The sequence below is a fragment of the Candidatus Neomarinimicrobiota bacterium genome (assembly GCA_022567655.1).
Taxonomy (GTDB): domain Bacteria; phylum Fidelibacterota; class SORT01; order SORT01; family SORT01; genus JADFGO01.
This window is the reverse complement of the sequence record JADFGO010000054.1, coordinates 1-15,342: the sequence shown is the minus strand read 5'-3', so window position 1 is coordinate 15,342 and position 15,342 is coordinate 1. Positions and strand designations below refer to the sequence as shown.

Here is a 15,342-nt window from a genome sequence, read left to right as displayed (position 1 = left end):
CAATGTAAGTAACAAATTGATTCGTATCAAACATAAAGTGGCGAAAATGAGCCAACCTAAACGTCACAAAACGACAAAGTGAACAGTAAGCGCTCAGAGTGTAACTATAGTGTAACTAAATCTTCGACAGACTTCGACATACCTAATCACAAACCAACACTCTTATAAATATTAAAAACCTTACAACCATGAGGGTTATAGGGCTGAAAGCGTTGTAGCGGGGGTAGGATTTGAACCTACGACCTTTGGGTTATGAGCCCAATGAATCTGTTGATATATAGGTACTTACAGTGTTGTGTAACTATAGTGTAGCTAAAGTGAGAACGAAAACGGTTAATGTCTTTTTATTTAGCAATATGATATACCCACCTGCTAAGGTGCTTTTCGTATATATCAGACCAAGTAGATCGATCGCTGCAGAAATATTATCTCACATCAAAACTGACGAAAATCCGCCCCCCCATACACCCCTCAGAAAGAGGGCGGGTTACGTATATATATCTCCCACTCACATTGTAATCGATTTTTTAAGAAATTGTTTTAATTGGTAGGACTATTCTGCTTGGTTTGATTCCTGTCTCCCGCTCTGGATTTTTAAAGAGTATCTCACTTTCACAAAAGTCTATTTTGTATATTCGAAAAAAAGGATCGTGCAACGAACGGAGTGACATTACGCGTACCAAAAGAATTATTTTCATTAATAGGTGCAACCACTGTATATTTCAGGTCGCTTGAGATTAATAATGGATACAGATTTTAATCAACCTTTCTGGAAGTGCCAAGAATGCAATTCTGAATTTACCGAACAACCGAGCTCTAAACATGATGGAATGTGGGTTATTTGGATTTGTAACAACTGTGGAAGCAACTCGGTTGTAATGATTTCAGATGATGAAGATACGAGAGCAGACCAAAAGGAATAGAAAAATCAAATTAAAGGGGCAGGTTAGGTGTGGAAAAAGTGAAAAAACAAGACCAGGAAAAGAATTAAGATAATTGATGAGGAAGAAAATATGACTCAGAAAAAATCTTTAATACTTGCCATTACATTCTTAATTGCTTATTCCTGTGGAAAAGAAAGGGCAGAAACACCAGCAAAATATGTTCGAACAGTTGAAGCCCATAAATATATTGGCGATGTTAAAACTGTTTGTGGCAAGGTTGTTGAATCGCGCTTCGTTTCGTCTGGCCGTGGACATCCAACTTATTTGTACATAGATAGACCTTATCCTGATTCAATATTTACAATTGTAATTTGGGGTAACGATAGAATTAATTTTGACCCCAATCCCGAAGGTTATTACTTATACAAATCTATCTGTGTAACTGGCTTGATCCAATCTCATGAGGGAGTTGTACAAATAGAAATAAATTCTCCAAAACAGATTTGGATAACTCGAAACTAAAAATTGAAACAATATGATAAGGATATACAGTGATGAGAGATGAGCGGTGTATGATCGCCATTTGTGTTCTTGCTGCATTGATGCATTCGGAATATACAGGTTTCAAGCAGGCGATTTCGTCCTTACGAGGAAGATGGTATTGCTGAAGTAAAAGGGGAGCTTTTAGCCTTCCTCAGATTGTTGGCAAGCGAAAAAGCTAACAAAGAGGTTAGAATAGCTGATTGAATATTCTCAGGAATGGGATAACGGAGTGGATTGGACGGTGGAAGAAGGCTGAAAGACTAATATTCACCTAAACCTTTAGAAATTAGGCGTTTAGAGTTTCTTCCGCTGAGATAATTGGGGTTTGAAAGTCCTTAAATTGTTAGCAGGTTCCTCTTTCGACGACTCTTTCACAGGAACTGGAGGGATAGATATCAACACTTCCAGCCTGAGCGAAAAGAGACATAAAATTATTTACACTCTTTTCATCCGGCGCGTCAACAATTAGATAGAACGTATGTTCTCCGTTAACAACCGCTTCTCCATGTATTTTTATCCCGTATTTGCCTGCATTCTCTTCAGATATCTCAGAGAGTAACATTGGCGCCATCTGAGGATCCATTGCCGGGCAAGTTTCCGGGCTGTGTTCATGCTTTATTACAAATAATGACATTGTATGATTAATCCTTTCTTCTTCACGCCTATCTACATTAAGACAGGCGATAGTATCGGCTGGTAGAAATATAACACAATATTGCAAACAACCAAATTCCTCAAGAAACTTAAAAGAAAATTTACTGAATTAATCAGATACTGTTACTGAATGTCTAATCGGTGATTTCGTCCGGACGAGGAAGATGGTGTTGTTGAAGTAAGGACAATTCTTCTCCCTTATTGACAGTCGTTTTCGCTCAAATTAGATTTCTGTATCTACTGATTTCATTAGTGAAATAGAATACGTTCTCTTGTCGATGAATTAATACTTGAATATTATGATAATGTCAGACTAAGGAGTGTATTCATTAAATTCCTTAAGGGGCTAAAACGTGACTATAATTAACCAGTACACCAAAAAATTGGGAAGCTACATTGTGCAAGTATCGGAGTACTCTCAGTGCATGCAGGATCTGAAGTATTTGTAAATTTAAATTGAAGCGTATGTTCAATATTTGCGGTTACTGTAAAAAAATTGGTTGTATCTCCTGGAGAGACTGTGGCAATTTTCGATCCGTCCCAGATTACATCATGAGTCTTACTTGTATTACTAAGGTTTGTAAATCTAACTTGTGCAGTTTGATTGACTTCACATGCCAATAAACAAGAGCCATCATCGATCTCGGCAGACGGATTAAAATTTGTAGCCGTAATATCGGTACAACCTTCTATTGGAGCCGGATCCTCCTCTTCGGAACAGGCAGATATAATCAAAATTAAAACAATGAATAATGAGAGTAGTGGTAGGAGTGATAATTTCATTTTTATTCCTTATACGAGAAAGTTATTAAAGAAACAAAATCAACGCAAAATATATCAAGAATTTTGTTCATCCACAAGTAGAATGATGAAAGTGTGTTTTTGTTGGGTAACGACCAGGTATGAATTTATATTATTAGATAAGGGAATATGAAAAAGAGGAGCAAGTTATTTACTGTTCCCAGCTCTTGCCCCTCTTGACATGAGATCTTGTTGAAGCAAAGATAATGTATGATAATTACTCGGGGTAACAGTGATGGGACGCACAAATGGTTGGTGTATTTATTTGGATGTGGATCAACTCGATGACGGAACAGTTGTAATTAACAGTATTTATAATTAATAAATATTCATTTCTAATCGAAATAGAAATATTAGGTGTGGCGAAATTGAGGCTTCCTAAACGTCACAAAACAACATCAAACAACACTAAACGACACTGATCAACAAATAGAAAAACCCCTAATTTCATAAGCGAAATCAAGGACTTTGGCTCTATAACTTTGTAGCGGGGGTAGGATTTGAACCTACGACCTTTGGGTTATGAGCCCAACGAGCTACCAGACTGCTCCACCCCGCGATCTGAAGCCTATAATATATTCGGCGTGCTAAACAGTCAAGCTTTGAATGGGCGAGGGAGGGATACTTAAGAATAATGTATGCATGTGAGGACAACTCCCAACTTTCTACGGACTAAGCGTGAATTGTTCTGGGGCGAATCTTTGCTTTTTTGAGGGGAGTAGTTGACACACCCCGTCTTCCGGCTTAGCCGGAATCCACCCCTCTTATTAGAGGGGAATTATAGGAATCTTTTTCAGACATCTGTTAACGAACGAGAGTGAATTTGCCGTTTATCTCCACTCCTGTTCCCGCTATGCGGTACAAATATAATCCGGTCGAAAGTTGAACATCGGGAGTGAATCTGACGGAATTTTCGCCTTCAGCCAGGTCTCCCAACGGTTCACGATAAACTCTGCGCCCAAGAATATCGAAGACCGTAAAGACCATTGATTGTGTTGCTGCGCCAAGATCAAAATCGATCTTGGTATCCGTGTTGAACGGATTCGGATATTGCGCTATAATATTTGAAGGGGGCAGTCCCGTTACGGTCACTTCAAGGCTGTATTTTTCGCTGGCAACCTCGCTTGATTTCACCGAGCCATTGGCTGCAGCGATTATCAATCCTGTACCGGTGTTCACCGAAGCTACAAGAGTTGAAATTCCGGGAGGAAGCGAAATGATCTGCGGAGGGCTGCCTGTCATGGTACTGCCCCATACATTGCTCTCTCCTAATGGAGTTAAATGCGCCTTCATAGCGGAGCTGCGAGTCGGCTCGAACCTATGGATCCTGAATGCAATCTGGTTCAATCCGATCAAAGGGGCTATAATCGCTACGTCGGATAGTGTGGTATCAGTAGCTGCTGTAAATTCCGGATACAGACTCGCCTCTTCAAAGAAAACTCCCGCTCTGCTCCTGCTGCCCGTGAACCAGTTCCACAAGGCGAATTTTCCGAATGCGGCTTTCATGCCGTCTACTTCCGAGTTCGTAGATTTCAATGCGTTGTCCAGAGCGATCTGAGCTGAGTTTTCCGCCATCTGTTCCCAGACGTTTCTCATGATAGGTGCGGAATAATTCTCTTCTAAGAACTTCCCCCAAATAGCCGCCTGAAAACCGTTTGTGCGGTACAGAGATGAATTTGCTCTCGAATAATAGCTTTCGATATATTGAACATAATCGTTCACTTCATCGTAAGCGACGTCTTCAAACCATGTGGAGGCAAGCTCATAATACCATTGATTGCTGCCGGATGGCAGTGCGTATCCAAGCTGGATAACGTGAAAAAATTCATGCACCGCCGTTACGCGCATCCCGTCGAGGTCTTGCGAAAAGTATATGCTTTCCGCGAAATTATCATCCATCACTATGTAAGAGGTGTTGGTCGGATCCGGGAAAGTCTGACCGTACACGAAGTCTCCGGAAAGTTCCTGAATATAAACGTCTACTTCGTCCCCATCGACCGGATCGACGGGCGGAGTGTTGTATCCGAGCGAATCGATAAGCAGGTACCAGCCTCTTTCGTACGCTCTTCCGGTACGGTATATCCAATCGGGAACCGATTCTCCCAAAAGGCGCTCAACTTGAACAGCGTGAACACCCGTCGTGTCGTAATGGATCTTGAAGTGTCCCTCCGGAGTGAGATAAAAAGCCTGAGTCACGGGTCTATGTTCCACGGCAGTCAGCGCCGACTTTTCGAGTTGGCTCATATAGCCGACAGCCTCAGCACGAATTCCAAATAGGCATTTAATCGCCCGTTCACCCGGTTCAGCCAGGTAATTTCCATCGAGTAGAGTCAGATATAAACTTTTTAGGTTTTGCGAATATTCCTCTTCCGTCAATATCCCGTCGTAATATTTATCTTTAAGTCCTGTAAAGGCGTCCTGCCCGTTCAGTGTAGGAAGGCTCAGATGGACGAACGACAGTATTATGAACGCGTATATGGTATTTTGTTTCATCTTTTTATTGATAAGAAAGTTTGAATATACAGTGATTCAATCTCGCGTATTGTGAGTAATCTCACTCGACGTAAAGATCGATAACTCTTAAAATGGCTGCGGAACAGACCTTACAAAAGTAATCGGGATTCCTCGTAAACATGATGCAGTCGGCCTCAGGGCGGTAAAGACCCTTCGCCGTGTACATAGCGCCTTCGAATGCGCCCACTTTCCCGAAATATTTCTCAGCTTTCAGCATAGGTTCAGTTATACTCTTAACCTCCCTGAAAAGTTTCTCAACTTCGCTCTCCGGCGCGCCGCTCCGGCGGAGTTCAGTGCGTTTCTGCTGGTATTTGTACGAAGCTTTGTCGTATTGCTCCTGATTCCAGGGAGTGGGAAGAGGGGTTGACGAATCCACAAGGTCTTTCCATTTCAATTCATCTGCGTCAAGAAGCGCTGTTACGTTCGGTTCCCACGGTTCGACACCGACGGGGTTAAAATCTTCGTAGGCGACCGACGACGTATAGTACTCGTCTGCCAGACCGGCAAAAGAATGCCCGAACTCATGCACGAATACATACTCAGCGGGCTCCGTATCGGAACTGACGGTCGCATACAGGTTAAAAATTCCGCCTCCCCCGTATTTTCGGGTGTTCGCCAGCATCATAATCGCATCATAGGGAGCGTTTGCGGCGATCTCCCTGATCGCTTTATTCTCGAACGAAAGGACGTACCTGTCCGAATCGAAGGAGTTGAAGCTCAATCCGAGCGGAGTCTTGAACCATGAGCCTTTTCGGGGATTACTTATACCGGATCGGTCAGACGCTACGTCGATTGCTCTGACGTTAAAATGCTTCTTCTGGGATTTGAACGGTTCGGTATCGAAAAGCGCCTTCACAAAGCGTTTAACGTCTGAATGAAATTTTTTCTTCTCTTTTGCGGTGTAGCCGTCACCAAGAAGGAGGATATCCACTTTTTTCTCCGGCTTGCCGTTTTTGAACACGTTCCACACACTACCCCCGGAGAGTAACGGAGAGCGGTCGACAAACCTGCCTTTTGGATCGACAACGCCTGTATAGATCTCACTGAACGATCCGTCTGTCTTTCGTTTTTTGAGCACAAGTTGAACTTCGGATTTCGGCTCGGGAAAACGCTGAGATTCGTGAATAGACCGCCAGACGCCGCGACGCGCTTCGCCCGTAGTTTCCCATTCTCCATAGATGCTCGCGAACCCCCTTGAGTAAATTACCCTGTTGCTATTTAAGTCGATCACTTCAAACAGGTATTTGCCCAAATTTGTATCGTCGATCAAGTTAACCCTTCCGCCGGGCCATTTGCCTTCGAGGCGTATCCCGTCAAGGCTGATGTGTTCTTCAGTTGCTATCCCGCTGTGGTAGTAATCAAAACGTAAAGTGTTTCCGGTAAAATATTCGTCGAACTTCTGAGCCGCAGCCGACGAAAACATCAATAGAACTAATAGGGTTCTTCTCACCATTGTCTCCTGCTGAATATGATAGCGGAAGTTAACATCGCGAATCTGTTTAATCAATCGAATGGTAGTGTCAAATAGTTACCCGAATAAATATCCGGTTTGAGTCATTTAGTTGCAGGAGTTCAGCCGCAGATGTAAGTTATCCCCGAAGAATTTAGCCGGAGAGGCAAGTACGACAAAAAAATGGAGAACCAAATGGCGTTGAAAGCGTTATTTTTAAATTGTACGTTGAAAAAATCACCGGAAGTATCGAACACTGAGGCGTTGATTAACAAAGCGGTCAAGCTTTATTCTGAATTAGGCGTAAAGAGTGAGATACTACGCATGATCGATTACAATATTCCTTTCGGCATTTCATCGGATGAAGGGGAGGGGGACGAATGGCCCGAAATATTGGATAAAGTAAGAGCCTGTAATATACTTATAATAGGGACTCCAATTTGGTTTGGAGTTCGTTCGTCGATCGCCCAATTGGTTATCGAAAGACTGGACGGAACTTATGATGAAGGAGATCTCGAAACAGGTCAATTCCCGCTTTACAATAAAGTGGCAGGTGTAATTGTCACTGGAAACGAGGACGGCGCTCATGATGCCGCAGGAACAACCCTGTTCAATTTGTCTCACCTTGGTTGTGTCATACCGCCCAACTCGGATTCATATTGGGTCGGAACCGCCGGACCGGGACCGAGCTACATAGAAGCGGGAGGTGAAAGGCACCTATACACCAACAAAACAATTCGTTACCTCGTGAACAATACAGCGTTTTTCGCCCGGTTAATGCAGGATAATCCAATACCCACAAACCTTAAAAAGCTGATGGCGGACGCTATGGAGGAGAGTGACTATTAAAATCATTCAGTATGCAGCAGCAATTTTTGTCCTAAGTACGTTTAATTTGAATTGTGCGGACGATAAAACGTACCTGCTGATAAGTACGGAGTTGGGCGATATCAGAGTTGAGATATACACGGATAAAGCGCCTGTCACCGCGGCTAATTTTCTCGAATACGTCGATAAAAACAGTTTTCGGAACTCGAAGTTTTACCGTGTGGTGCGGGATGACAATCAACCGGATAATGAGGTCAAAATAGACGTAATTCAAGGAGGTCTCTATTCTGAAGAGAAGATGTTCACTTCCATAGAACATGAAACCACGGACCGGACAAGCATAAGGCATCTGGACGGAGTAATATCAATGGCGCGGAATGAACCGGGAAGCGCTACTTCAGAATTTTTTATCTGCATAGGCGACCAACCGGAACTCGATTATGGAGGAAAACGAAACCCTGACGGACAGGGGTTTGCCGCATTCGGTAAGATAGTGGACGGAATGGACATTGTGAGAAAAATCCATCGACAACCTGCGGACGGGCAGATATTGGCACCTGAAATACGAATCAACAGTGTCAGGCGCTTCAAGTAGCTGAAAAGCTTCACGAATATCCGCACACACAACCGGTGCTCCACGAAAACTGGCTTGAGAGATCTGAAAATGTATAATAAAACACTTGAGTAAAGAGATAGAAAACATTAGATTTTTGTTTAGCAGCTATAAAGTGAGTAACTAATCAGCGGTTTGGATCTATGGCGATAAAAGTTGGAATAAGCGGATTTGGGAGGATCGGTCGTTCCGTATTGAGGGCGGCTAAACTGATTCGGAAGGCGGACTTTGATTTTGTGGCGATAAATGATCTCGCAGATCCGGCTAAACTGTGCACGGTTCTCAAGTATGATTCGGTTCATGGAAAGTATCAGGGTGAAGTGAGTATCTCGGATGGAAATCTTTTAGTTGACGGAGATGAAATAATAATGCTCTCGCAGAAAAATCCTGCCGACCTTCGATGGGGAGAATTCGACACCGACTTTGTTATAGAATCGACGGGATTGTTCAGGCAGAGAGAAGAATTGGAGGGTCACCTTAATGCCGGAGCGAAGAAAGTCATTCTCACTGTGCCTCCAAAAGATGAAATTGACGCAACGATCGTGCTCGGCGTGAATGATGACACGCTGACTGGAGAAGAGAGGATCGTATCGAACGCATCATGCACCACGAACTGTGCCGCAACGGTGACGAAGGTGATTCATGAGGCATTCAACATCGAAAAGGGTTTTCTGAGTACTATTCACGCCTATACGATGGACCAAAAACTGCTCGACTACCCCCACAAGGATATGAGGCGGGCGCGGGCGGCATCACTCTCTATTATACCGACTTCTACCGGGGCTGCGAAGACTTTAGGAGTCGTATTACCGGATCTTCAGGGGAAGATCGACGGAATGTCATTCAGAGTGCCGATTCCGGACGGCTCGATAGTTGACCTGATATTTGTAATCGAAAAATCTACTACCGTGAACGAGATAAATGAGATAATGAAGGAAGCTTCGGAAAACAGTATGAAAGGTTTAATTCAATATACGGAGGATCCCATAGTATCTGTCGATATTAAGGGAAATGTTCACTCTGCTATATTCGATGCTGAACTAACGAGAGCTATGGATGCGAACTTTATTAAAGTATCGGCTTGGTACGATAATGAAATGGGCTATGCTTGCAGGGTGGTTGACCTGATAACGAAGATGCACGATCTTTCGGGCGGAGGCTCTTAATTCCTGGTGCGTAATATGGTTTGTTCCGGATCAATTCCATCGCGATTTATAATTGCCCTGCTTACCCAGGTATTCGCAGGTCCGAGATAGTCGAGGAGCTTATCATCAAGGTATATGGCAACAGCCCTTGTTTTACTTATTCGAAGAGAAAATTGTTCATACGCTTTCCATATTTGTTCCTCTCCCAACATTTGAAATGTGATGTCGTCGGGATCGCCGTCATCGGGGATAACGACTACACGCACCCGGGAACTATCCATTGATATGATACGCAGAGAGATCATAGGCGGTTTGAAGTCGTCCGCTAAATCTACGCTGACAGAGTCCGAATCGGCTGAAGCAGAAGCGCCCAAAGAATCCAACAATGGTAGTTCAGCTTCACTTTCACCCGTTGTGAGGCCGTTCGGCGCGTCACTTTCACTTCCTGCAGTAAATGATTCAGGGTCCTCAATCGAACAGAACTTTACCGATAAAAGAACAATAAGAAAAAGTGCTCCGCCGCCGAGCCAGAACATTTTATTCGCAGATTTGAAGGCTGGAGCTTTTTCCGGAGTAGGTGTCCCATCGGCGAGCTCTCTCCTTGCTCTACGTTTTTCTTTCGGCAGTTGTTCAGCAGATCTGAACAGTCTATATCTCCGGGCTGCGTCATCGGGATCGATTCCAATTTCTTTTGCATAAGCTTTGATGAATAATACTATATACGGTTCGGGTAATAAGTCATATTCTCCTGTTTCTATTCCATTCAGGTATAGGGGATTGATTTTGGTAACGTTCGAAATATCTTCAATGGAGATACCACGAGCTAGTCTGCTCTCTCGTAGTTCCTCGTAGAAATTTGCCATAAAATGATTACTCCATAAATAGTTGATGAATAATACTGAAGGCTCACTTGAGAGTCAAATATAAAATAACTTGTGTTCGCGACAAATTTGAGTTCAGTGTGAGAACCGGATAGATGAACGAACCATTAAACGTGGCTATTTTTATGCACTTCCATCAACCGATGTACGCTGATCCGGACGATATTATACATACACAGCCGTGGGTAAGGCTTCACGCTGCAAGGGAATATTTTGAAATGGGATCGCTCCTGAAAGATTATCCTGAAATTAAGGCGACCTTCAGTCTTTCTCCATGTCTCGTCGAACAAATAGAGATGTACACCAACGGGGAAGGTTACGAGGATTATTTGTTACGCCTGATGCGCCTCCGCACAAACGAAATGAAATTAGAGGAAAAGAAATTTATACTCTCCAACATCTTTGAAGTTTACGGGTCTGAGCCTGCTGATAAGAACGCAGGAGGGACAGAACTGAAAGATACCTGGCTCGGTAGAATGGAAAGAGAGGGGCTGGAACGAGCCTGCCAACTCACCACGGAGAAAGAGATGATCGATGCGCAGGTTCTGCATCTCTTAAGTTGGAGCGGCGCTCATATCAGAAATGCGCCGCAGATCAGCCGGTTTGCAGCCAAAAGGGAGGGATTTTCGATACAGGAGAGAGACGACCTTCTCGAAGCTCATGATGAACAGCTCAAAAAAATTATTCCGATGTATAAAGAACTCTCATCTACGGGACAGGTCGAACTCGCCACATCACCGTATTACCACCCGATTCTGCCGCTGCTCATTGACAACGATTACGGGAAGATAGCTGACCGGTACAGCGAAGAATCTTCAAAGCATTTCGTATATCCCGATGATGCCGCGCACCAGATATCTATAGCGCTTAAATATCATGAAGAGGTCTTCGGTGAGAGATCAAGAGGTTTGTGGCCTCCCGAAGGCTGTATATGCTACGAAGTTCTGGAGCTGGCTGCAAAAGCAGGGAATAGCTGGCTTGTTACAGATGAAGAGGTTTTGAAACGTTCGATGAAAAATAAATTAACGGATGATATGAAATTCCGGGCATATACCGTTGACGGTATTGAGAATTGTCCCGCTCTTTTCTTCAGGAGTTCAGGTATATCAGATGCAATTTCACACGATTATTTCAAGCTCTCTCCAAAGGAAGCCGTAAACGATTTGACAGGAAGATTAGAACAGATTCGTTCTTCCCTCCCGGAAGGGGGGAACAATTGGGTTGTACCGATTGTTTTAGACGCGGAAAACCCATGGGAATATTATCCCGACTACGGAGTACACTTTTTCAACGAACTCTACAGCCGGCTGTCAGAATCCGAAACTCTCAAGACTGTTTCATTTTCCGGTTTCCTTGAAAAAGCCGGAAATCTACCCGTCTTGAGTAATGTACAGCCCGGTTCGATAATTGACGGAAACTTTAACACATGGATAGGTCAGGAGCAAAAAAACAGAGCATGGGATGTTCTGACAGAAGCCCGTGAAGTCCTGCACAAAATAAGCCTTGAAGATGGAATCGAGAAGACACCGTTTAAGGAAAAATTTGATTCCGCCTATCGTAATCTCCTCGCCGCCGAGGGAAGCGACTGGTTCTGGTGGTACGGCAAAAGTAAATCGCTGCCGCAAGGTAAGATTTTCGATGAGCTGTTCAGGTCGCACCTTATTAAGGTATACGGTCACCTGAATTTGACTCTGCCGGAAGAGCTCATAGAACCGTTAGATATTGAGGCCGAAACTGAGGAGGCGCAACCCAAAAGCCTATTGCATCCTGACATCGACGGTAAAGTAACGGGAGAAGACGAATGGTCGGCAGCAGGGTTCTGGTCATTTGAAGAAGGCACAGGACAAAAGGCCGAGCATATAATTAAAGAAGTAAAATACGGATTTGACGACGATAACGTTTACATCCGGCTTGACGGCGATTCAGGGATTATAAGGTCGTCGGATGAATCTATTTTTATAGAGCTGCATTTAGTAAAACAGAACGACGCGCTGATAAGATTCTCCCTATCCGGTGATAGCCCCACGCTTGAATTCGACGCTAACGGTGTTAAGAAAGATATAATCGGGGGGTCGATAGCTATACACGACATAATCGAAGTCCGCCTGCCGTTAGAAGAGATAAATCTTAGACCGAATGATAAATTTTATTTCTTCGTACGATTAATCGCCGGAGAAGAAGAAGTTGAACGTCTTCCGAAAACGGGTGTGATAAAAGCCACTATTCCTTTACCTGAAAGCTCAGCGTAAGAGGGTGGATTCAGCTCAGCTCTAATTTTTCAAATGTCTGCGGATCGGTGATTGTTTTGTAAAACCGTGTAAGCGGGAACCCGACTATATTGTTATAGCAACCCTCTATCCTGTCGACAAAGAGAGCGCCGGAATCCTGAATTCCGTAAGAGCCGGCTTTATCGAACGGCTTCTCTTTTAAGATGTAGGCATGAATTTCTTCTTCGGTCAACTCCCTGAATATTACGCTGGTCTCTTCCAATTCGGTGACAGTTTGCCCGTTTGAGGCATTTCGTAAACAAAAAGCTGTTACTACCTTATGCAGCTTACCGCTGAGGGCCTGGAGCATCGATCGAGCTTCCTCTGAATTTGACGGCTTACCGAGGATTTTGTTATCGATAACTACAGCACTGTCCGCCCCAATGATAATTCCCTCGTCCACCTTGTCAGCAACGGCGTTAGCCTTTAGTTGAGATAAAGCCACAACCCTGTCAACGGCGTTTCGGGTTTTAACTTCGGCTTCCTTCACGACCGGATGAATAACCTCGGGGTTTATTCCAATCTGTTGAAGAAGTTTTAATCGGCGCGGGGATGAAGAAGCGAGAATAAACTTCTGATTGTTCAAATCGATCATGAGAAGGGATGGAGAGAGGAACTTTTAAGCAGTCGAATAAATTTCTTTTTGTTTACCCGGTATTTAAACGCAATATCGCCGTTAATTTCTACTACCGGTATTTCAGTTCCGAAGCGCATCAACAGGCTGTCGTCTTGAGAAATATCCAGAATTTTCAGCTCAAAATCGTTGGTTTCAGCGACCTGCATGATTATACCAAGCGCCGTTTCACACAGAGGGCATTCCTCTTTCGTGTAGAATTTTACAAGAGGGAGCCGGTTGTTCATCTTGCTATGGCGAGTTTCTCAATGACTTCCGCCCACTTATTCGTAATTAGGGATTTAACCCTCAACCGGTAAATATATACGCCGTTCGCAATTCTGTCTCCGGTTTCGTCCCTTCCGTCCCACCCGATTCTTTGAAATCCGACAGAATTAGCGGAATAATCTTGTATTTTCTTAATAAGCCTGCCCGCGACCGTATATATCCGGATCTCAACCAACTCAGCCGGCTGGTTGATATAGAAAGTGAAATCCGTAGAATTGGACATCGGGTTCGGATAGTTATAAACTCGCTCTATGCTGAGATCGTCTCCCGTTACAACGCTGAACACTATCGATTCTTCACTGAAATTGTTGAAACTGTCCCAGGCTTTCACGGTCAGCGAGTGTTCACCTTCATCAAGAGCGGGCATGGGATACTCCAGCGAACCTTTCTGGTAACTGTTTATATCGTACTCGAAAAATTGAGTTATGTTAAACTTGTCGTTCAGATTATCGTCGATAGTCAGCGTGATCTTGTGACCGACCTCCTCGGCGAGGTTGATCCCGTTTTCATCACTTATAGTTACTTCAAGTAAAGCATCCGGCGGGACAATGTCACCCGGTCTAAAGTATATATCCCGGAATCCGATGCTTATGTCCGGACCGACGTTATCTTCTCCGGAATCCGCCGTCCCACTGTACTCAATGCTGTGCATAGCTCCGGCGCCATCTATTTTAGCGGATTCATCCCACCAGTATATCAATGCCTTTCCGCTGTTCCCGCCATAGCTGATATCTCGCGGTACGATAAAGGTGCTCTCGTAATTTCCTGATTCTGCGCTCACGGGACCGCTGAATATTCTTGAACCCGGTAACACATAACTTATGGAACCCGTTACTCCGTTGTAAGTTTCACTCCTCGTGACGGATTTATCCGAATCGAATATGTTCACTGAAACAGAGGTAGAATTTGACATGTATATGGTTCCCGCCTCATCCTGAACCTTTCCTTTTAACGTAGTTTTACCGAGCGCCATCAACACCGAAGGATCAATTTCTTCAACGATTGCGCGACCCCCCGGTAAGGCTACCCTCATCGCCGGGTCGCCTAAGAAATGATATTTTTGATCGTTGCTTGGGTCCGCGCCCTGACGGGTGAGCTTTGTCGCCAGCAGGGCGGCGCCTACCCTGGGAGCGTTGCTCGTGTAGGGCTGGCTGGGCAAAAGATTGTTGAAGAAAGAGGCTGTTATTGTGGCATTGGCGCCTGAAAAGACCAGCCTTGACGCGGCAAACATACCTATGGCTCCGTTCTGTTTCTGGACGAGAAGGTCTTCAGCCATCGATTGAATGTTCGGATCGTCGTATCGTCCGAATTCGCACGTGCCCGCAACCCAGATCGGGAGTTTCATTCCAGTGTCGATTATGTTGAGATCCCTGTCGCTGGCAAGAAGTTTTTCCTGTGCTAAAACAGTCGGTCCGCCGTGACCGATATAAATTAAAAATGTTGTTCCGCGGTTAAGCTGATCGAGCAGCGCCTTCGTTGCGTCCGGTTTTCTTACCCCGAATACGGCGGCGTCGGTTTCTACTTTATATTCGGTGAGGTAGATCTTTCGTATGTCGCCGTTTATCGGGAGGGTAGGGACGATAATATTTTCCGAATCGTTTATGTGGAAGCCTTCTCGGCGGCTTGATGGTCTGAAAAGATCGTCCGCCACGATCGTGATGGTGTTTTTCCAGTTTCCGTAAATTGGCTGAGACTCGTAGAGTATAAGTTTTTCAACAAAATTCTCGGCGTCTTCCGGAGTGCGCGAAACGATCCGTCCTATAGAAAGATCCGGTTTATTGTCATTTCCCGAAACGTAAATAAAATGATCATCCGCTGCTCTCGAGCTGATGAAACTGATGTGCTTACCATTCAGTGTTGT

At 44.3% G+C, this 15,342-nt stretch carries 13 protein-coding genes and 1 tRNA gene; 5 read left to right on the top strand and 9 right to left on the bottom strand.

What is annotated here, in order from left to right:
• The first annotated feature begins 1,013 nt into the window (after positions 1–1,013).
• Positions 1,014–1,406 (top strand): DNA-binding protein, encoded by a 393-nt coding sequence (locus IID12_06730; GenBank protein MCH8288784.1) that lies wholly within the window; start codon positions 1,014–1,016, stop codon positions 1,404–1,406.
• Between the two features lie 364 nt (positions 1,407–1,770).
• Here IID12_06730 and IID12_06725 read toward each other — a convergent pair whose 3' ends face one another.
• The 5 genes from IID12_06725 to IID12_06705 form a co-directional block, all read right to left on the bottom strand.
• Positions 1,771–2,061 (bottom strand): sulfite oxidase, encoded by a 291-nt coding sequence (locus IID12_06725; protein ID MCH8288783.1) that lies wholly within the window; start codon positions 2,059–2,061, stop codon positions 1,771–1,773.
• A gap of 383 nt (positions 2,062–2,444) precedes the next feature.
• Positions 2,445–2,864, bottom strand: a complete 420-nt coding sequence (locus IID12_06720) for a DUF4397 domain-containing protein (GenBank protein MCH8288782.1) — start codon at positions 2,862–2,864, stop codon at positions 2,445–2,447.
• Positions 2,865–3,367: 503 nt separating this feature from the next.
• A tRNA-Met gene (locus tag IID12_06715) sits at positions 3,368–3,441 on the bottom strand.
• A gap of 245 nt (positions 3,442–3,686) precedes the next feature.
• Positions 3,687–5,375, bottom strand: a complete 1,689-nt coding sequence (locus IID12_06710; GenBank protein ID MCH8288781.1) for a T9SS type A sorting domain-containing protein — start codon at positions 5,373–5,375, stop codon at positions 3,687–3,689.
• A gap of 61 nt (positions 5,376–5,436) precedes the next feature.
• Positions 5,437–6,849 (bottom strand): peptidase M64, encoded by a 1,413-nt coding sequence (locus IID12_06705; protein ID MCH8288780.1) that lies wholly within the window; start codon positions 6,847–6,849, stop codon positions 5,437–5,439.
• A gap of 198 nt (positions 6,850–7,047) precedes the next feature.
• Between IID12_06705 and IID12_06700 the strand changes: the two genes are divergently transcribed.
• The 3 genes from IID12_06700 (at position 7,048) to gap (ending at position 9,453) form a co-directional block, all read left to right on the top strand.
• The gene (locus IID12_06700; protein MCH8288779.1) at positions 7,048–7,695 is read left to right on the top strand and encodes a flavodoxin family protein; all 648 of its coding nucleotides are present in this window, start codon (positions 7,048–7,050) and stop codon (positions 7,693–7,695) included.
• Between the two features lie 22 nt (positions 7,696–7,717).
• Positions 7,718–8,269, top strand: coding sequence for a peptidylprolyl isomerase (locus IID12_06695; GenBank protein ID MCH8288778.1), 552 nt, complete (start codon positions 7,718–7,720; stop codon positions 8,267–8,269).
• A 161-nt stretch (positions 8,270–8,430) separates the two neighbouring features.
• Positions 8,431–9,453: a type I glyceraldehyde-3-phosphate dehydrogenase gene (gene gap, locus IID12_06690; GenBank protein ID MCH8288777.1), complete on the top strand. Its 1,023-nt coding sequence runs from the start codon at positions 8,431–8,433 to the stop codon at positions 9,451–9,453.
• Here the strand turns inward: gap and IID12_06685 are convergent.
• On the bottom strand, positions 9,450–10,295 hold the full coding sequence (locus IID12_06685) for a helix-turn-helix domain-containing protein (GenBank protein MCH8288776.1): 846 nt from the start codon (positions 10,293–10,295) through the stop codon (positions 9,450–9,452). The two genes, gap and IID12_06685, sit on opposite strands and share 4 nt — an antisense overlap.
• A gap of 113 nt (positions 10,296–10,408) precedes the next feature.
• Here IID12_06685 and IID12_06680 point away from each other — a divergent pair, with 113 nt between their 5' ends.
• Entirely contained in the window at positions 10,409–12,562 is a 2,154-nt protein-coding gene (locus IID12_06680) for a hypothetical protein (protein MCH8288775.1), read from the top strand.
• Between the two features lie 10 nt (positions 12,563–12,572).
• Here the strand turns inward: IID12_06680 and maf are convergent, their stop codons facing one another.
• The 3 genes from maf to porU all read right to left on the bottom strand — a co-directional run.
• Positions 12,573–13,175: a septum formation inhibitor Maf gene (gene maf, locus IID12_06675; GenBank protein MCH8288774.1), complete on the bottom strand. Its 603-nt coding sequence runs from the start codon at positions 13,173–13,175 to the stop codon at positions 12,573–12,575.
• Positions 13,172–13,441: a glutaredoxin family protein gene (locus IID12_06670; protein MCH8288773.1), complete on the bottom strand. Its 270-nt coding sequence runs from the start codon at positions 13,439–13,441 to the stop codon at positions 13,172–13,174. The genes maf and IID12_06670 overlap by 4 nt, the downstream gene beginning before the upstream one ends.
• The coding region (gene porU / locus IID12_06665; GenBank protein ID MCH8288772.1) for a type IX secretion system sortase PorU at positions 13,438–15,342 on the bottom strand (1,905 nt) is incomplete at its 5' end. The genes porU and IID12_06670, both read right to left, overlap by 4 nt.